Genomic DNA, 21,081 nt, shown 5'->3' with positions numbered 1-21,081 from the left:
TATGGGGCAAAAGCATCTTATAGGAAAACAGGTTTTGAAAGTAGATATAGATGCTACAGAGGATGCCTATGCGGTGCAGCAAAAAATAAGTGATTGGGTTCAAAAAGAATTAAATCCAGCCATAGAAAACCTTTTTGATCGTTTAGTTGATGAACATATAATTGCAAGATTTGATAGCATCGAAATTGATATTGGTAATATTAATTTGGATGGTAGTACTATGAATGGAGTTATAGAAAAAATCATACGGCAGTTACGAGAAAACATAGAGGATAGATTGCATAATATTGGTATTCAAGGTGTTAATGAAGAACAAGGGTTGAGGAAGTTTGATCAGGAATTTTTTAATAAAAATGGAAAATCGTTTCAAAGTACACCCCCAGTAAACGGTAAAAATATAGACCCAAAAGAAAATAATACTAAGGACCTTCATGGTCATTTAAAAAATAACGATAGCTCTAAAGAATATAATGTTCATCAATCGAGCATGTCGATTGATCAAAAAGAAAGTAGTCAATCCCAAAGAAAACATTATTTTGATATCTGGTTATATTGGTTAGAGAAAGGAATTTTACCATCATATACCATTGCTCCTCAAGAAACATGGATCACCAAAGTTTTAGAACACCTAGGAATGGCATTAGATGGGGTTACCATTTTAGAACATAAATTAAAAAAATATCCTATAGCATTACACCGATTAGTGTTACAGCATACTCCCAAAGATTTAAAATCAATTGTAGAATTATATACTGGTTTTTCTCAAGATAAAGTTCTGCAAATGATAAAAGAGATAGAGATTGTTTGCCAAGAAGGAAATGTTTTAACCTCTAAAATTATATTTCGCTCATTAGAAATTAAGATATGGAAAAAGATTTTTGAGTATGTTATCCTAAAAAGAGAAAAATTAGATAGTATTTCGATAGGAAGACAGGTACTCCAACATTTATTTGATTCAAATATCTTTCGCGAGACAAAACTTCAGGAAGTAGTGGATCATGGAACTATTGATCAAAAAGAAAAAGAGAAATATCAGATACTCTTAGAAATACTAGATAAAAATAATACCACGAGAAAAGAAAAAAATATAAGGACTACTTCATCAACAGAAAAAGAAGAGTCAGAATCTGAAGACAAAAAAGAGTTTTTACCTTCAGAAAATAATACGAATAATGTTTCTAAAGATAAAATTCAATCAAACGAGACAACAGAAAACCATGGCGATAAAATAGATGTAGAAACAACAAGAAAAAATGAAAATAAAAGCACTAAAGAAGGTACAGGATTTACTGATGATGAAGAGGTGTTTAAAGAAGAAGCGCTACCATCACCCCAGTATTTCAACACAGCAGGAGTAGTATTACTGAATCCTTTTATAAACAATTTCTTTACAAGGTTAGGACTTATAGATGGTAAAGACTTTAAAGATTTTGAATCTAGAAGTAAAGCAGTTGTGTTACTTCATTTTCTAGCGACAGGTAAGGAAAATCCAGTCGAATATGAGATGGTGTTGCCAAAGTTTTTATGTGAGATGCCTTCAAATATGCCTCTTGATCACACCATAAAAATAACTGAAGAAGAAAAAGAAGAAGCTATAGGTTTATTAAAAATAGTTATAGAGCATTGGGGAGCGCTAGGAAACATCTCCGCAGATGGTTTGCGAGAAGGATTTTTAATGCGTCAGGGCAAGTTAGAAAATGAAAATACAGGTTGGAAACTGTATATAGAACAAAAAGCAATGGATATACTATTGGATCGATTACCATGGAATATCAGTATCGTAAAACTACCGTGGATGAAAGAAATACTTACGGTAGAATGGCGATAATGCTACTTGAATTAGAGTTATGAATAAAATATTTGACAACCTTTATCTTTATGAAATTGTACTGCTATTTTTAGGAGTATTTTTATTCATGTTGCTTTGTGCAGGATTGGTATATTTTATCATAAAAAAAGATGACCTTAAAAAATTACTACTGTTTTTCCCTATTCCTATTATAATGATTGCATATCCGAGTATACAGGAAATACAGATTGAGAAAGACAAATTTGCTTTAAAAAAGTTTTCAGATAAAATAATAGAAAACCCTAATGATACAGAAGCTCAAAAAGAGTTAGCAGAAATTTCTAATAAGCTAGAAAAAAGAGCTACATCGGCAAAAGATATTCAGGCAGTTAGTTTTGCGAATCTACTATTAGGAAATTCTGAAAAAGTTATTGATCTAGCGAATAAGGCAATCGAAAAACAAGAAGAAAATAAAAAACAAGAAACTCCTACAGTTGATAATAGTTCTGTAGATTCTGACAACTCTAAGATTGAAGAAGGGCAATTAACCGATGTAAAAGTGTTGAAAAACATTAAAGAATTAGCAGAAACACAAAAGAACCTTCAAAGTAATAAAGGAACAATAACAGATACAGCTAAACTAAAAGAACAGATTAGCAAAATACCTTGGCAAAACCCCAAAACAAAGTCTTATTTAAGTAAAAAGATATTAAAACAACATAAAACAGTAGATACTATAAAAAGTAAGTAAGTGAAAGTAACAAAGAGACCAAAAAGAAAACCAGCTCAGGAAATAGTCCAAGCTAAACGAGACCCCTTTTTTAAAAAAGAGGGTAAAGGAGGTTTTTTTTCGAATTCTAATCAAAAAGAATCATCTTTTTTTACTTCAAATACCAATACTATTGTCCAGAGAAAACCCGCGATCCAAAAGGATGATGATCCAGCTCGGGATGCTGCCAGAGAAAGAGAACGCGAGACAAATAGTGCATCAAATCAAAGACGACGACACCAAAGAGGGACGTCACCAGCAGATAGATGTTACATCAATCCCCAATTTCCTGATTTTAGATGCCTTGCTTATGCTTTAAAACTGAATATCGATGAAAATTTATACAATAATGCTCATCATTTTTATAGAATAGCATCATTATACCCAAATAACAATAAGCTCATGTGGAATACCTTTTTAAGGTATGGATTAGGAACAAATCTATTACAAACAAGTTTTGGCTTTCTTGGTGCCAATGAAACCTTAGGAACGGTGCTTTCTTATGGAACAGGTATCGGCTTAAAATCATATGAATTTTTTCAAAGCGGTCAATTACAACTGGATATGCCAATACCTCTTGGACGAGGTGTTAATCTTGATTTGCAGTTTGATTTAAATGCAAATCCAGATAATTTGATGGATATAAGGGGAGTGAGCGGAGGAGTTGGATTTTCAGGACATTTTTGAAATGAGTAAATTAGAAAAAATAGTTACAAAAAATATGGGTGATACGTTAGTATGAAGACAGCTGAGATAAAAACAAGTTCAGCCGCTAAAAATCCAGTTCAAGCAAAGCGGGAACCGTTCTTTAAGAAAGAAGGGGAAGAAGGCTTTTTTTCAAAATCTGGAGAAACATCAGAACCCTTTTTTAGTCCTGCAAGCATCCAGCCTAAACTTACCATTGGCCAACCTAATGATAAATATGAGGTCGAAGCAGATAAAAAAGCAGATCAAGTGGTTCAAAAATTAGCAGAACCGGCTAATCCTACTTCAACAAAAACGCAAACAGAAAATCTACAGAAGAAAGAGGACGATGAGGTACTACAAAATAAATTAGAAATACAGCGAAAACCTATTTTTGAAAGTAATGCAGAACAACAAGAACCTAATGTTCAGACTAAACCGATAGCCCCTATACAACCTTCACTTACGGGAGATCAAGATGAAGAACTTCAGAAAAAAGAAGAAGAGTTTTCTGAAAGTGAAGAAGAAATACATACAAAATTAAGTAGTGCAGAAAATCCTTCAACACCAAATGAAGAATCTACCATACAAAGAAAAGAAGAAGGATCAAGTACTAATACTACTGATCTAGAAAGCAGTCTTAATAGTTCTAAAGGTTCAGGTAGCGCATTGCCATCCAATACCCAAGAATCGATGGGTAATGCTTTTGGGGCAGATTTTAGTGGTGTACGTACTCATACAGGAGGTGATGCAATACAAATGAATAAGGATTTAGGTTCACAGGCGTTTACGCATGGTAATGATATTTATTTTAATGAAGGGAAATACAATACAAATTCTACCTCTGGCCAACATTTATTGGCTCATGAATTAACGCATACAATGCAGCAAGGAGCATCAAAACCTACTGTACAAAAAGTAGATGAACCAACATCAGAAGTTACAGAAACTCCCACTGCAGCAGAAGCCGCAATTCGACCAAATGATGCCTTAGATATTAGTCATCGATTTGATCTTACAACCGCATGGGCAAATTATCTTGATGCTCAATATAATGATGGGGAACGAATTTTTGACGTAGATGTAAAAATAGGTGAACGGTATAGCGGAACCATAAAGGTTAATAAGACGACACGAAATATTCAGGGAGATGCTGCAAAATATGAACTGTCAGAGGGTAATCATAAATACCTGAATATTACAGGTTGGAATTTTCTAAACCCAATGCGAGAAGCAGGAGTAGAGCCAATCTTGGTACTCCGTAATTTTGGCGACGAACAGCAAACCAAAGGTTTCCTTAGCGTAAAAATGGGAGATAGAGCTTTGGTAGCCGATGTTCAGGGATTTATTAAAGGACTTAATGATAAGTTAGAAGCAATGGATTTTTTAGGTATCGAGCCCTTGAATGTTGATGCTTTAGAAAATACTTTTGAAAATGGACGATTAGTTTTTCAAGTGAGTGCCTTGACTACGGTTGTAGATGGCTTTCTTGAAGCAGGTGGTGGATTAGGAATTACAGGTGATGCATTTACGTTTAACTTAAATGCTAATGTAGATATACAAGGATTAGCTCAAGGTCAATTTACGGTAGCTAGAGGAGAAGATGGAAAGTTAAGCGGTAGAGGAGAGATACAAGGAGATATTGCAAACATACAAGCAACAATAATTGCAGAATATATTGATGGTGCAGTAACGATACAAGGTACCGGTACAATGACTTCAGAGAAATTTACTGGATCGATAACTTTGCTAGTAACAGATGCGGCAAAGTCGAGACAAATGATGAATGCCGCCTTAGGTGTAGAAACAATGGATGCACAGGCAGAAACTGCTGCAACTCCAGAAACAGCAGCACCCAAAACTAAAAACAATCAAGTTCTTGCTGGTTGGGGAGAAGTACAAGCCAAAATAACACCTTGGTTAGAAGGAACAGCCAAAATTGGTATTGATCATGAAGGTCATGTCACCATTGTAGGAGAAATAGTAGTGCCAGATGAGATAGAACTCATGGAACAACGTGGCAAAAAAGTTCAGATTTTTGATGTAGAGATACGTGCAGGTTATGGTATCCCATTAGTCGGGCAAGTATTCTTATTTGCAGGTATCGGGATGTTCGTTAATGCAGGGTTTGGACCATTAGTACTTAAAGATGTTGGATTTACAGGAACCTATTCTACAGACCCATCAGTGCTACAACAATTTAGTATAACAGGAACCTTAGGTATTAATGCCTTTGCCGTTTTAGGGTTAGAGGCAGAAGCTGGGGTAGGAGTAACATTATTAGGCCATGATGTTAAAGCGGGGGTAAATGTAACTGCTGCCGCTGGACTACGAGCCTATGCAGAAGCCACGCCAACATTTCAATATACAGAGAGTGCCGCACCAGAGGGTGGAAAAGTAGGAGAATCAAGATTAAAAGGACATTTTGAAGCCGCTGCGCAATTATTTTTACAATTATCAGGAGCGCTCTTCTATGAATTAGATAGTCCATGGTGGTCACCTGCACCAGATGGTAGAGAAGAAACACCACTTGGCGAAGTGCAATATCCAATTGGTGATAGTATGGGAATTGGAGCAGATATTGATTGGTTAGTAGGGTCATCAGATGCACCAGAGCTTAAGTTTTCTCCGGTAGAGTTTGATCCAGATAAATTTACTGCCGATGTTATGGCAGATCCCCCTCCTAGACGTATGGGTGATGCCGACGCTAATCCTGAAGGACAATGGACTGGTGAGCCTGGAGGAGAACAAAATGCTAATCCAGAAGTGACTGGTGATGGTGAAGGATTACCACCAAGTAGTAGACGAGAAGAAAATTTACAAAACCTGCCAGATGAGCAGAAATATATGCGAGCATTAGATGAAATGTCACAGCTCGAAAATGCAGATCCTAAACCAACAGAAGGTGTTGTAGAAGCCAAAGCAAGACGAGTAAAGGCTAAATATGGGCTAAATCAAATACAATTACGAAATAAACAAGATGATAACGTATCTGTATTTGTAAGACATGCCAGAGAAGATAATGGTAATCATCTATTGGTAGTACCTTTAATGAGCGAAGCCGAAAGAAGAAGATTGTTAAGTGATGCCATGACCGATCTAAGAACCAGAGAAACAAATGCAGCTGGTGAAGACGGCACTATCGAAGAAGCTGCTGCACAATCTATGTTACAATCATGGTTAAGAGCACATCCAGCTATAGAAAGCGCAAGAGTCGTAGACGGTGGCGAAACCTGGGATTATCTGATCGATGTAGGAGATAGAAATAATACAGAGACAGGAAGATTAAAAGGAGGCTCAACTGAAAATGCAGGAGAAGTTACAGAAGGAGAAGAAACCACAAACCAAGAAGACGTAGGTACAATAATTGGAATGTCTTCACCTATTAATATTGATGGTGGACATACCTTAAAGATAGAAGGTAGTCTAGAAAGAGTCGAGTTTAACGTTTATAGTGACAAAAAAACGTTGAATAACTTATTAAATGAAAAAAGACAGGAAATTCATGATAATGGGACAAGTGATGAAAATTATGAAGCTAAATCTCGTGCAATTGAAAGTCTATTTAGTGAAAAAAGGGTTTTAGGAACAAATATTGGCGCTTATAAAAGGGCTGTTGATAATGCATATACGGCAGGACATGGTAATGAACCAGTAAGAAATGCATATAATTTAATAGCAACAAACCTAACTAACATTTCTGCAGATTTAGTCATAGTTGGCGTATTAGAACATACTATCGAACTTCCTATTTCAAGGGTTTCTTTTGAGACAGATAGTAAAGGTAGAGCTTATATACTAAGAGCAGCTCCTTTATCAAAAATACCAGGAAATACTAGAGGTTCCACCCCAACACAGGACCCTCAAGGGTGGAGTAATATTCCTGTTACATTAAGAAGAGGTGGGGCTTGGGTAAGAGCTCATATGCTAAATCATAGATTGCATGGTCCGGGAACTAGAAGTAACCTGTTTCCGGGTACGCGAGATATGAACTTGAGAGATATGGAAAACCAAGTAGAACGCTTAGCTAAAGAAGCTGTTTGGGATAATAATCAAGTCATTTTCTATAATGTTGATGTATCCTACGGTAATGCCGGTCAATTCGAAGATATACCAACGGTAGTTGCAATGAGTTTTGGACCATATAATACCGAAACGAACTCACCTGAAAGCCCAACTGTAACAAAAAGATTTACACAAGAACCACCAAGTACTGCTACGCGTGTAACAATTAATAATGCAACGGCTGGCGCTCTTAATTCTAAGGCAGTAGCAGAAGGAGGGACTAATGGTGCCGGATTATCAGGGTTTTTTGATAGATTGGTACAAGGAAGGCCATCTAGCGGATATCAAAATATTATTCAGATAAGAACTATAGTTTCTGGATTATATGTTGATCAAAATGCTTTTATGTCTGCTTATGTAAAATTCAATAATTTAGTGAATACAAATATTTTAGAATATGATTAATATAAACGAACTTTTTTTATTCAAGATGCTAGAGGAAATAGGATACGCTTTTGAGCATGGTGTAAATATAAAAACACCTGCTACATATGCATTACCACCAGAAGAGATTGCTAATGATAGTATTAATGTACCTAAAAGTATTCTTGATTTCTATAATCAGACGTCAAAAGTTGAGATTATTTGGGAACTGCAGCAGACGGAAGAAAATACCAAGCAATTCAGAGAAGATAAGTTTCTTAATGAAAAATATTTTAAATACGATTACGATTGGGGAGTTGTGCATGAATATTTAAGCGGTTTTATAAATATTACAAAGGCCGAGAATTTGTTTAACCCCGCATTTTGCAAAGATCAAGCGTATTACCATACTTTATCGAATAAAGAAGAAAATCAAGATGATTTCTTTCCTTTTGATATTTGTTGGAGTCTAACAGCTTGTCTAAAAAAAGAAGGAGATAAAATAGTAGATAATATTTGGCTTGTTTATACCGATGCAGAAGCAATATATGATATGGGAGTTACTGTAGAAGAGTATTTAAACTTGGCGTATCAAGCAAAAGGGTTTCATTACTGGCAATTGATTTATGTCTTTAAAGAGAAGACAGAATATTATGAATTAATGAAACGTTATTTGCCAAAAATGCTTCCGCATATAACATTAGATTTAAAAGCTTTTGGGATAGAATAATTATTGACTCCCTCGCTACAGCTAATTTGTAACTAATGGGGCAAGAATAAGAAGAAAATAGCACTTGATGAAGTATGTAACTTCTTAAGAAGCAGTACAAAAACACAAGTAGGTGTTTTTGATGATAATAATAGTAAGAATGATTGATTATAAAAAAGAAAGAGAAGAACGATACAATACAATAATTACACAAAAATCAGTACTCATGGCAACAAACAATAATTACACACCAAGTAAGGCTCATGTATGGAATCGATTAACCTGTGATGCTATCCATTATGTAAATATGTCTCCAACAGTTGCAGCTAGAGCATTGGCCATGGTGCATACCGCAATGTATGATGCCTGGACCAATTATAATGATGGCGGTTGTGAGGTAAGTACTACTACAGGTAGTCGTTTGAAACAGCCAGATCAAGAATGTACATCTCTAAACCGAGAAACAGCATATAGCCATGCAGCGTATACGGTACTACAAGATGTATTTTGGTTGCAGTTACCACCAGAAAAAAAGAATATGTTTCGGGATTTTATGTGCGAATGTAATTTTGATCCCGATAACAAAGATATGGAGCCTAATAATGCCGTTGGGATTGGTAATTTATCTGCAAAACTCATTATAGAATGTAGAGCAGGAGACGGTGCAAATCAATATGCAACCTTAGAAGAAGGTAGTTATGTAGATTATACGAACTATTGTCCTGTAAATCCACCAGTGCCACAACCCTTAAAATATGAAGATCGTTGGCAAGCGCAATTGGTAAATCATAAACCACAAGAGTTTTTAACTGCACATTGGGGGTTAGTAAAACCTTTTGCATTAACATGGGGAGGGCAATTTAGACCACCTTCACCAGCGCCTTGTGATAGTAAAAATTATAAACGACAAGCTGATATGGTATTGGATTATAGCGCATGCCTAACAGATGAACAAAAACTAATGGCTGAGTTTTGGGGAGGGATGCATGAAGATAAATTTGTAGATAGCCCAAAAGATGGAAAAGCACGTAATGCCACTCCGCCAGAACAATGTTGTAGACAAGCGCGCTATTTATCCAAAGAATACGGTTATAAAAATGCATTTGATATCAAAATGTTTTTTGCATTATCTAATGCGTTGCTTGATGCAGGAATAGCGGCTTGGGATTGTAAAGTGTATTATGATTATGTGCGACCAATATCGGCAATTCAAGATTTGTATAGAGGTAAGAGTATAGAAGCTTGGGGTGGCCCATGCGAAGGAACCAAACAAATAGAAGGTGAAAACTGGATTCCATATATCCCGACACCGCCTTTTGCAGAGTATGTATCAGGGCATAGCACATTTAGTGCAGCGGCGGCAGAAGTGTTATCCTGCTTTTGTGATAGTGGCAAATATGGAGAATCGGTTACTATTCCTAAAGGAGGTTCAAAAATAGAACCTGGATGTACACCTTGTGAAGATGTTACTTTGGATTGGAAAATGTTAGGAGATGCAGCTTCAGAAGCGGGGATATCGAGATTGTATGGAGGTATTCATTTTAAAGACGGAGATCTTGAAGGGCGCAAATTAGGCACCAAAGTTGGGTGCGAAGTTTGGGATAAAGTATGTCAATATTTCGAAGCAGAACTGGGATAAGGAATTGGTATGTGATAATTTCTTAGATGAAGTCTTTGTATATTTATATGAAAGATAAATAGATAAGCAATATAAGATCAAAACAAATAGATGAAAGTAATCTCAATTGCAAATTTTAAAGGGGGTGTTGGTAAAACAACTACAGCAATAAATTTGGCTGCAGGTCTAAAAAAGAAAGGAAAAAAAGTATTACTGATCGATGTAGATCCGCAAGCCAATTTAACACAATCATTAGGAATTACAGAAGATATAGAAAACTCTGTATATACTGTGTTGCATAAAGAAGCCTTTGGGGAAAAAACTAAGATTACAGATGTAGTAATTAATGCCTCGGGATTAGACATCGTACCATCATCTTTGGATTTGGCAGGAGCAGAATTAGAATTGGCAAGTGTTTATGGTCGAGAGCAGATTCTTTCTCAGTTAATTAAGCCTTTGAAAGGTTATGATTATGTATTTATAGATTGTCCCCCATCAATGAGTATGTTAACGATTAATGCATTGGTGAGTAGTGATCATGTTTTGATTCCGCTCCAAGCAGAATTTTTACCTTTAAAAGGAGTGCGCAGCTTTTTAAAACATTTTGAATTGGTAAAGAAACTCAATAAAAAGATTTCTTTGTTGGGGTTTGTCCTGACAAAATTTGACTACAGAAAAAAAATGAATCAACAGGTCAAAGAACAACTTTTAAAGGAGTTTTCTGATAAATTAGTTTTTAAAACACACATACGAAGTAATATTTCTTTAGCAAATGCTCAAGAAAAGGGAAAAGACATTTATTCTTATGATAAGAATGCTAATGGAGCTAAAGATTACAGTGAGCTCACTACAGAATTCTTGTCTAAGTTCAAGTAAGTTCGACATAAGAAAGTAGTTAAAAAAATAGAAGCGATGAAAAATATATTCTCTGGTCGTAGAAACAAAAGTCCACATACAAATGAAGAAGCAGAAAAAGAAGCTACTCCTTTTTTTGCAAAAGAAAATAAAAAACCATTTTTTAATACTTCAAAAGGAGCGATACAGCCCAAATTAGCTGTTGGTCAGCCAGGTGATAAGTATGAAAAAGAAGCGGATAGTATGGCGGATGCGGTAGTGAACAATTCGGCGAAACCGGATATTCAGAATAAAGAGATTAGTGACATCCAAAGAGAATCGTTAGCAACACCACAAGAAGATGAAAAGTTAGGTACGGCAGAGCAGCGAGTAGAAGAAGATAAATTGGTGCAAGAAAAACCTGAGGTTCAAAAAATGGAAGGAAAAGAAGAAGAGGAACCCGTGCAGATGATGAGTAAGGAAGAAGAGGAACCTGTGCAGATGATGGGAGAAGAAGAGGAAGAGCCTGTGCAGATGATGAGCGAGGAAGAGGAGGAACCTGTACAAATGATGGAGGGTGAAGAAGAGGAAGAAGTGCAAGCAAAACATAACTCGAATACCGCCAGGCAAACTGCCAATACAGGATTATCTAATGCTATTAAAGAAAAATCTGGAAAAGGAAAACAATTACCTAAAAATGTAAAAGAAGAAATGGAAACTTCTTTTGGTACGGATTTCACCGATGTTAATATTCATACAGATCAAGAAGCGGCTAGAATGAACAAAGAGTTGGGTGCTCAGGCATTTACACATGGTAATGACGTGTATTTTAATTCAGGGAAGTATAATCCAGAATCGAATAAAGGAAAACATCTGCTTGCACATGAGTTAACTCATGTCGTACAACAAGGAGGAAAAAAAAAATCCAAAAAGAAGCAGAAGTAGATGCTTCGGGAAATTACACGAATAACTATATTTTTAGACAGAACTCTTTTTTTAGAAGGGTCAAAGCTGCAGTGTCGGATGGTCCTTTAGTTGATAATGAAATCCAAGAACTCAGACAATATGCTATAGCTAGAAATGGAACAGTTAAACATTCAGAGTTATTATTAATGGCAGCTATGCGATCTACCGCCAATGCTACTTTGTTGACAGCACATAGAAGAGGTAGTTTTATACTGCCTATGGCATCAATATCACAAGTTAACAGGGATTATATTGTTAATTTTAATAGAGAATCAATACCAAATGATATTCATGCTTTACGATTTAGAAGACTTATGGTGAGATTAGGGATAAGTTCAGAAAACATTACTGATTTAAATGATGAAATCGAAACAAGAATTTTTGAAGAAATAGAAACAGCGGGAGGTAGATCATTTCATAGGCAAGCAGAAAGTATAGTAATACATTTAATGTCGGGGTCTTCTGTCGAGCCATTAAATGTTCTTAATGCAATGAACAATGCATCTTCTGATAGTACTTCAGGGGATAAAGTAATGGCTGGGATTACATACATTATAGCCAAAGAATATAACCACCCCTTAGCAAATAGATTGTTAAATGGTTCGCTTAAAGTAGACGCTTTGATCCCTAGGGTTTATAGAAGATTACAAGGGGAAGGAGACGCATCATATCAATATTCTACAGATCAGGATATCGGAAAAGCTGATACTTTATATTTACCAACTAATTTAGAGTTAGCTCAAATTACCGATAGAGCATTAATTATTCATGAACTAACTCATGCTCAGGATGATTTTAATACCACAACGGCAACCGATATAAGCACAATTGATTTAGAAATGAATGCATATAGGTCTCAAAGTAAATATGTTATGGATGAGATTAGAAATGTGCCTTCTGGATCTGCACCAGGCTGGGTAACTTCTGCTTCTAGACTAGCCAATGCTAATTTAACACATTATTGGGGCTTTGTTTCAGCTGCAAAACGTGCGCCGAGTACATATAATACAGTACTTAATGAGATATTAAGTGCAGCACCAACTTCAAAATCTTTAAGTCAAATAGCAACAGATATTGGTAATTCAATATCGGTTATTGATACAAACTTAAGAAACGCAATTATTAATATGAGAGATAGTCGAGGAAGGAATCTATATAATTCAACATCTACTACTCGCGTAGATGGAGGAGCAGGCCATTTTTTTAATTAATTTATTTTAAAAAAACACGTAATTACGAAGAATTAAAATGACAGATTTACTAGAGTTCAATTACCTTAAAGAATTAATAGAATTTCGCTTAGATACTTATTTTAAATTAGAGTCTACAATTCCAGAACCAGTAATGCCAGAGTTAAAAAAATGGTCTATTCACGTTCCGGATCTATTGGTAAAAGCAAAATTAACTACAGAAGAAAAGTTAGTATTGCTGGTTACCCTATGTCCACATATTTATGGTAATCTATTAGATAGTATTATCCAAAATAAGTTGACTTCTACCGGGGATTTCCCTCAGTTAGGAGGAATAAGAGGTAAAAATTTTAGAGGTTTTATTCCCACCGGAGAAACAATTTTGTTTTTATTAGCGGCAGATGATGACCTTAAAAAGAAAAAGAAAATACATCAGTTTTTTGGGCCAGACCACTTTTTTAATAAGCAAAGAATTCTTTGGTTAGAAGATGCTCCTGAGGGGGAACCTAAAATGAGCGGAAAACTAGTCTTATCTAATGATTATGCAGAAATTTTCCTATTAGGAAAAGCAAATAAGCCAGGTTTTAGTATGAAATTTCCAGCTCAAGTCATTGAGACTGAAATGGAATGGGAAGATCTAGTGTTGAATAAAGATACCAATAAACAAATTCAAGAACTTCAGACTTGGATTACACATGGAGATACATTGCTTAATGATTGGGGAATGTATAAAAAACTAAAACCGGGATATAGAGTATTATTTCATGGTCCCCCAGGAACGGGAAAAACGCTTACGGCTAGTTTGCTCGGAAAGCATACCGGTAAAGATGTGTATAAAATTGATTTGTCAATGGTAGTTTCAAAATTTATAGGCGAAACCGAAAAAAATCTAGCAAATCTTTTGGCAAAGGCAGAAAAAACAGAAAACATTCTTTTCTTTGATGAGGCTGATGCGTTATTTGGTAAACGTACAAATGTTAGAGATGCACATGATAAATATGCAAATCAAGAGGTTTCTTATCTGCTGCAGAGAATAGAAGGTTATAAAGGACTTGTAATTCTTGGATCCAATCTAAAAAGTAATATTGATGAGGCTTTCATCAGAAGATTTCAGGCTATTATCCATTTTCCTTTACCAAAGGCATCTGAACGATTGGTTTTATGGCAAAAAGCATTTCCGAAAAAAATAAGACTACACACCGATGTAAATTTAATGAGCATTGCTCAAAAATATGAGCTATCTGGGGCAGAGATTATGAATATTGTTCAGTATGCTTGTTTATGTGCGCTAGAGGCAAAACAAAAAACAATTTATCATGAATATATTGTCAATGGTATTCGAAAAGAATTTCAAAAAGGAGGAAGAATTATGCGATAATACTAGTAAACAATAAGATACAAAAAAGCCTTAGGTAAATTAATTCCTAAGGCCTAATCGTGATTTTTTTATTATGGAAAAATGGGCTAATTCCAACTAACAAAAAATCCCTTAACAACAAAGTCGAAAAATATTCTTTTTCCTTACAAGGTTTATGAATTGAATGTTAAGTAATTATAAAATAATGTGATATTTAGAGAAAAAATAGTAGACAAATATGTAATACAAAAAAAAGTGTTTACTATTAAATTGAAGCATGATTCTCGATAATTTTTAATATTTTTGATTTAGGAATATACCTCAATTCCTAATTATTTTCCATACCGTCTTAACGTAAAATATTGATAGCTAATCACAAATTATGAATAGCTAGAAAAAGTTTCTATAATAGTGTTTAGACGTTTATAAACGTCTAAACACTGGAAACCTCAATATGGATAATATCACATATCCCTAATAGCTCAAAAATTGTATTGTCATGTGAATTAAAAAATAGGAGAAGACTTGACCTGAACACTCCTAAACAAAGTAGGGCTAATTTAAACTCATAAAACCATGAAAAAAACAGTAAAAAACGTTCTAATTTTAAATTCACTTTTCTTGCTTCTTATTGGATGTTCAAATGATGATAAGGTTCTAGAGAATGAGAATTTATTACAAAATGATCCAGTATTACAGACGATAGAAAAATGGGGTTTTTCAAAAGATGATATTAAAGATCTTGGGGATTACTATTTGGTGGATGGCGATATTGTTTTCTATAAAGATGAAAAATATCTTTCTCCAGATAGCCCAAGCACTAAACAAAGACAGCATCCAAATTCTGTTACAATTTCGAATATAAATGTTTTTATCAATCCTGGGATGAATATAAATTGGAGAAATGCATCTACACAGGCTATTAATCGATGGAATGCAGTAAATTCAACACTTAATTTAATAGTAACAACAGTACCGGCTAACGCTCATATCCAGATAATGTATGATTCTCAGGATCCTGCTGTTAACTTAGGAAGTTCTACCTTTGGGAGAGGAACATTTCCTACTGCAAATGGGTTGCCTGGCCGGACAATCTGGGTAAATCCAGATTTTGATTCTCCTAGATTTTGCGGTAGAGCGATCACCCAGAATATGAGGATTACAAATGTTCAACACGAAATAGGACATAATGTTGGTATTACTCATACAAATCAATCTTTTGGGAGTTTAATACCTGGAACGCCAAATACAGATAGTCAATCAGTAATGAATGGTGGACAGGCATGTACAATAGATAATTTTAGCGCAGGTGATATTACAGCAATACAATTTTTATTTCCAGTACCACTTCCTTTTCGTAATGGTGCAGAATGGTTAAACGGACCATTTAATTATAGTGCTTATCAATTTGAAGTCGGAGATGTAAATAATGACGGTAGAGATGATGTTGTTGGAATTCGTAAAGATGACGAGAGAGTGGTAGTTTGGTTAAGTAATGGTAATGGTTTTAGAAGTGGTGCAGAATGGTTAAATGGTCCATTTAACTATAGTGCTTATCAATTTGAAGTTGGAGACGTAAATAATGACGGTAGAGAAGATATTATCGGTATACGTAAAGATGACGAGAGAGTTGTAGTTTGGTTGAGTAATGGTAACGGTTTTAGAAGCGGTGCAGAATGGCTAAATGGCCCATTTAACTATAGTGCTTATCAATTTGAAGTTGGAGATGTAAATAATGACGGTAGAGAAGATGTTATCGGGATTCGTAAAGATGATGAGAGAGTTGTAGTCTGGCTGAGTAATGGTAATGGTTTTAGAAGCGGTGCAGAATGGCTAAATGGCCCATTTAACTATAGTGCTTATCAATTTGAAGTTGGGGATGTAAATAATGACGGTAGAGAAGATGTTATCGGGATTCGTAAAGATGATGAGAGGGTTGTAGTTTGGTTGAGTAATGGTAATGGTTTTAGAAGCGGTGCAGAGTGGCTAAATGGTCCATTTAACTACAGTGCTTATCACTTTGAGGTTGGAGATGTAAATAATGACGGTAGAGAAGATGTTATTGGGATTCGCAAAGATGATGAGAGGGCAGTGGTATGGTTAAGTAATGGTAATGGTTTTAGAAGCGGTGCAGAATGGCTTAACGGACCCTTTGATTATTCATCGTATGGTTTCCATATTGGAGATGTGAATAATGATGGCGAAAGTGATATTGTTGGAATTCGTAAAGACGATGAGAGGGTAGTGGTTTGGTTAAATAGATAAGTAACTTAAATATATATAATAAGCCAATGATAAATTATTTATCATTGGCTTATTTTTATGATTAGATTTTAGAACGAAAAGCTTCTTTTTTTAAAAATTTTAAAAAGAGAAGGTAGTTTTTTGATAAATCTTCTTAAATAGTAGATCAACCTATTTTTATGCTTTGCAAATTATAGCACATTGAACCGATCGGTTTTTACACCCTGGTCAGAAATGATATAGAGTAAATAAGAACCTGTTTTCAATTCAGACGCGTCTAACTGGAAACTATTTTGACCCGTATATGCCTTACCTAAGTGAACCTTCTTAATTACTCTACCTTGAATATCAAGAATTTTTATGTCAATTTCTGAATCTTCAGTTAATTTAATACTTAAGTTGAGAATGGTATCGCTTAATGGGTTTGGGTAGATGCGTACATTCTTATTTTTTTCAACGAGATTGGTTTTTGATCTACTCGCTTTACAACCAGCAGATGTAGGTTCCCAGAACCAAGTACTAATCGTAGGGTCGTAGCCAGGATTATCATGCTCGCAGATATAGTTGGATCCACTATATGATACGATGTCTCCAGTATAATATTGGGTTCCTGCTGACCATGGCGCACAGGTTCCTCCACCAGAACCACCATCACAATTTTGAGAGGTTGGGTCCCAAAACCATGTGCTAATTACGGGATCATAACCAGGATTATCATTTACGCAGATATAATTACTGCCTTTATACTTTACAATATCGCCTACACTGTATTGTGTGCCTGCTGACCAAGCGGTACATGAACCAGAACCGTCTCCACCTCCTCCGTTATTCAGTTTAGCATCAATAGTGTTAAGCAACGAATAGGAAGGGTTTGAGTGATCTTGGTCAATAGCCCAAATCATGATGCCGCCAATATTCTCATTTAAAGCTAGTTGCACTTTATTCTCAATCAATTTTTTTGCATTGTAACCATAGCCGTTTGATTGATCGCAAGTGTTATTGTTGGGATAGACTTTGTTTGGAGCACTAGGATCTGCTGCTACAATGTCTTTATAAGCCATAGAAGCGCCGCTAGAATTCCAACCGTAGAAGGGAAGGCCTAATTGTAGTTTCGAACTAGCTACCCCGCGACTCTGCCAATAATTTATGGCATTAGCAGCAAAAGTGTATGTTGAATGATTTATCCTTGGGCTAGCATCATAAGCCATGATATGAATATCATCTAGATATTGCAGGGCAGCTGAAGAGAAATATTGACCTCTAAATGCAGATGCAGGTACAGCTGTAGAAAGTTCTAAATTTTTTGTTGGATGTGTATTCATCTTTGTTCTAAGTGCTGCTAATAAATCAACATATAATCCTTGACTACTTGCACTAGGATATTCCCAATCTATATCAATACCGTCTAAGTTATATTGTACCACCATATTGTAGAGGTTGTTTACAAAATTTGTTTTTGCAATCCCTTTAGATACCGCATCGAACGCTTCTGGGTTTGCATCAGCAGCACAAGGTCCAGATTGATTTGCATAGCTGCACGGAAACCAACCTCCTACTGCAAGAATAGCTTTAGCTCCTTGAGCGTGTGCTATAGATGTCATAGTACTAAGATAAGTACCGTCTATAGCATTTAACTTACCATCTAAATCAGGGTGAATGGTTGCAAATGAGTAAATGACATGTGTCAACTTAGAGGCTTGATCTGAAGTGATTTGATTTTTCCAACTTTGCATATATCCCACTCTTTTTTGAGCATGTGTTTGTAGCGTTGTAAATAGTAGGGTTGTTAGCAAAAATAACTGGAGATAGTAGTGCAATTTTCTCATGAGAATATGGTTTTTAAGAGTTAAGTTTTTTAATTTATATTTTTTAGTATTTAGTAGGTCTTCAACACAGAGATTAAACTAAAAACAACAAAATGTAGATATAAAGATTGTCATGTTCAGGTTAGCCTTAGTTATTTTATAGTTGTTTACTCGTGTAAAGTATATTAAAAGTAAAATGAAGTATTGATACTAAGCCTTTTTTTAGCTTAATGGTGAGAGTTTGTAGCTTAACTACACTATCTAAAGATGTGTAGCTAGTTTTTTCTTAAGTTTTTTAGTTATTAATCTTAAGTAGTTCATGTAAAACCAGAAAATAGGGGATAATGCCTAAAACATCATTGTTCTCATAAACAATGATGATTAAATAATACTAAAAATTATTGATGTAACTTTAATATTATAAAACAAAAAAGCCTCAACTTTAATAAGTTAAGGCTTAATTTTGCTCCCCCTCTTGGGCTCGAACCAAGGACCCTTTGATTAACAGTCAAATGCTCTAACCAACTGAGCTAAGGAGGAATTTTGGTCTTGCAAATATAGAGCGTTTTTCTCTTTTTGCGAGTGCAAATATATACTATTTTTTAGTTCTCAAAAAGATTTTTTCAATTTTTTATACTTTTTATTTCATAAAGTATAAATCAAGAAAAAATAACACACTCTAAATCCAATTTTATTTTGGGATAATTAATGTCATAAACCCCTAAGTTATTTTTTGATACTTAGGGATTTATTAAGCTACCTCGTCATAAAAAGCCTACCCATTATTCTTAATAGTTAGAGATAGCAATTTTTTAGAATGAAATTATTTCTTTTGGATAAGGAAAAGATGGCATAGAAGGATGATTTGGTCTTGTACAACCGTTTCCTGATCCGTCATCAATAACCCCATTTGTTGGACCAGTTCCACCATTGATGTTTTTTGCTTCTAAATTTGTTAATTCGATTACGTTTTTCATCTTTTAATTGATTTTATAATTTTAATATTCCTGTACCTTATATTTTGGTAACTGATGTAAAACTAATCGTACTATGTCTCAAATTTTGAGATATGGTTTGATAATCATGGAAAAAGATGAAAATTGTTATTTATCAATAGGAATACTATAAAAAAAGCCCACTCTTAAGAAATTAGGAGTGGGCTTTTAAAATATTTTAAGAATGACTACTTATCCAAAGACTGCTTTGTATATGTCATTACCATTGGCAAACAGTAATAATGTGATAAGAATAATAAATCCAGCTAGTTGGGCATACTCCATGAATTTATCATTAGGTTTTCTACCTGTTATAATCTCATATAACAAAAACATTACATGCCCTCCATCTAAAGCTGGAATAGGAAGTATATTCATAAATGCTAATATGATCGATATAAAAGCAGTAGTACTCCAGAATGCCCCCCAGTTCCAAGTATCTGGAAAAAGGCCTCCAATCGCTCCAAAACCACCTACGCCTTTATAAGCACCTGTACTAGGATTAAAGATTTTTTTCATCTGCTTTACATAACTACTAAGCGTTGATGTACCTTTATGAATACCTGCAGGAATAGATTCTAAGAAAGAATACTTTATTGTTTTAAGACTAAACGCGCCATATTTTTCTAATTGACTATAAGCCGCAAGATAACTTAACCCAAGTTTTGCCTCTTCATTTATCTTAAGTGAAACTATTTTTTCTGACCCATTCTCATTACTTACCGTGAAACTGGCTTCAGAATTTTTATTATTTTCTAAAAATGAAACAATCTCATCATAATAAGCAACTTTGTTTCCATTAATTGCAACAATACGATCTCCTTCGCTCAAATCTGCTCCAGTATTGTGAGAACCTGCAGAAATTTCGTTAATTATAAAAGGAACACGTACCGATAAAAAAGAGGTCTTCTCATCACTCTCTAGTAGTTTGGCGATAAAATCAACAGGTATTTCTTGATCAAAAGTTCTTCCATCTCTTTGGATGGTCATGATATTGCCATTAATGATTTCTAAAGGTAATTTTCCAAATTCTTCAATTTTAGTACCATCGATAGCTAAAATATTATCGCCGGTTTGTATACCTAGTTTGTCTCCTATTTCTTGATTAGTAACATGAAATCCGTCTTTTAAACTATCTGCCTGAATATAAATATCACCATAACTATATGCTATTCCGATATAAATGATAATTGCCAGAATAAAGTTTACTGTGACTCCACCAAGCATAATAATTAATCGTTGCCATGCTGGTTTAGATCTAAACTCCCATGGTTGTGGTGGCCCGGCCATTTGTTCTTTATCCATGCTTTCATCAATCATTCCGGCAATTTTAACATAACCACCTAAAGGTAACCAGCCAATACCATAAACAGTCTCACCTATTTTTTTCTTGAAAAGTGAATATTTTACATCAAAAAAGAGATAAAACTTTTCAACTCGAGTTTTAAATAACTTGGCAGGAATAAAATGTCCTAACTCGTGAAGAACGATAAGAATTGATAAACTTAATAGTAGCTGTATTGCTTTTATAAAAAATGGACTCATGGGTCGAATTGAAAATTAAATCACGCAAAAGTAACCTTTTAGACGAGCATATAAAAATATCGATAACTCATATCATAAGATTTAGTATATTTTTAATGTATGCAAAGGATTTTATAACTAATAATCCTTGTAATTTTGCAGATATAAA

At 34.8% G+C, this 21,081-nt stretch carries 14 protein-coding genes and 1 tRNA gene; 11 read left to right on the top strand and 4 right to left on the bottom strand.

Features of this window, described 5'->3' with window-relative positions:
• Position 1: 1 nt before the first annotated feature.
• From D1816_RS14725 to D1816_RS14675, 11 genes are all read left to right on the top strand, one after another.
• Positions 2-1,828, top strand: a complete 1,827-nt coding sequence (locus tag D1816_RS14725; protein ID WP_118503802.1) for a contractile injection system tape measure protein — start codon at positions 2-4, stop codon at positions 1,826-1,828.
• Positions 1,829-1,847: 19 nt separating this feature from the next.
• Positions 1,848-2,540 carry a hypothetical protein gene (locus D1816_RS14720; RefSeq protein ID WP_118503800.1) on the top strand — a complete coding sequence of 231 codons (693 nt, stop codon included), beginning with the start codon at positions 1,848-1,850 and terminating at the stop codon, positions 2,538-2,540.
• A complete protein-coding gene (locus D1816_RS14715) occupies positions 2,541-3,245 on the top strand; it encodes a hypothetical protein (protein ID WP_118503798.1) in 705 nt (234 codons plus the stop codon).
• A gap of 51 nt (positions 3,246-3,296) precedes the next feature.
• Positions 3,297-7,712: a DUF4157 domain-containing protein gene (locus D1816_RS14710; protein WP_118503796.1), complete on the top strand. Its 4,416-nt coding sequence runs from the start codon at positions 3,297-3,299 to the stop codon at positions 7,710-7,712.
• Entirely contained in the window at positions 7,705-8,400 is a 696-nt protein-coding gene (locus D1816_RS14705) for a hypothetical protein (protein ID WP_118503794.1), read from the top strand. Before D1816_RS14710 ends, D1816_RS14705 begins: the two co-directional genes overlap by 8 nt.
• A 139-nt stretch (positions 8,401-8,539) precedes the next feature.
• A complete protein-coding gene (locus D1816_RS14700; RefSeq protein WP_233565348.1) occupies positions 8,540-10,018 on the top strand; it encodes a vanadium-dependent haloperoxidase in 1,479 nt (492 codons plus the stop codon).
• A gap of 90 nt (positions 10,019-10,108) precedes the next feature.
• Positions 10,109-10,873: a ParA family protein gene (locus tag D1816_RS14695; RefSeq protein ID WP_066320132.1), complete on the top strand. Its 765-nt coding sequence runs from the start codon at positions 10,109-10,111 to the stop codon at positions 10,871-10,873.
• Between the two features lie 36 nt (positions 10,874-10,909).
• Positions 10,910-11,776 carry a DUF4157 domain-containing protein gene (locus tag D1816_RS14690; RefSeq protein ID WP_118503792.1) on the top strand — a complete coding sequence of 289 codons (867 nt, stop codon included), beginning with the start codon at positions 10,910-10,912 and terminating at the stop codon, positions 11,774-11,776.
• 71 nt (positions 11,777-11,847) lie between these two features.
• Positions 11,848-13,008 (top strand): hypothetical protein, encoded by a 1,161-nt coding sequence (locus tag D1816_RS14685; protein WP_118503790.1) that lies wholly within the window; start codon positions 11,848-11,850, stop codon positions 13,006-13,008.
• Between the two features lie 37 nt (positions 13,009-13,045).
• A complete protein-coding gene (locus D1816_RS14680; RefSeq protein WP_066320138.1) occupies positions 13,046-14,365 on the top strand; it encodes an ATP-binding protein in 1,320 nt (439 codons plus the stop codon).
• 555 nt (positions 14,366-14,920) lie between these two features.
• Entirely contained in the window at positions 14,921-16,609 is a 1,689-nt protein-coding gene (locus tag D1816_RS14675) for a M57 family metalloprotease (RefSeq protein WP_118503788.1), read from the top strand.
• A 170-nt stretch (positions 16,610-16,779) separates the two neighbouring features.
• Here D1816_RS14675 and D1816_RS14670 read toward each other — a convergent pair whose 3' ends face one another.
• From D1816_RS14670 to rseP, 4 genes are all read right to left on the bottom strand, one after another.
• The gene (locus D1816_RS14670) at positions 16,780-18,414 is read right to left on the bottom strand and encodes a glycosyl hydrolase family 18 protein (protein WP_118503786.1); all 1,635 of its coding nucleotides are present in this window, start codon (positions 18,412-18,414) and stop codon (positions 16,780-16,782) included.
• Between the two features lie 445 nt (positions 18,415-18,859).
• Positions 18,860-18,933: transfer RNA gene (locus D1816_RS14665), tRNA-Asn, on the bottom strand.
• Between the two features lie 272 nt (positions 18,934-19,205).
• Positions 19,206-19,370, bottom strand: coding sequence for a hypothetical protein (locus D1816_RS25715; protein WP_157766231.1), 165 nt, complete (start codon positions 19,368-19,370; stop codon positions 19,206-19,208).
• 210 nt (positions 19,371-19,580) lie between these two features.
• Positions 19,581-20,933 (bottom strand): RIP metalloprotease RseP, encoded by a 1,353-nt coding sequence (gene rseP / locus D1816_RS14660; RefSeq protein WP_066320147.1) that lies wholly within the window; start codon positions 20,931-20,933, stop codon positions 19,581-19,583.
• Between the last annotated feature and the right edge of the window lie 148 nt (positions 20,934-21,081).

Source organism: Aquimarina sp. AD10, assembly GCF_003443715.1.
GTDB lineage: Bacteria > Bacteroidota > Bacteroidia > Flavobacteriales > Flavobacteriaceae > Aquimarina > Aquimarina aggregata.
Note: the sequence above shows the minus strand (reverse complement) of the source record. Positions and strands in the feature narration are given on the sequence as shown.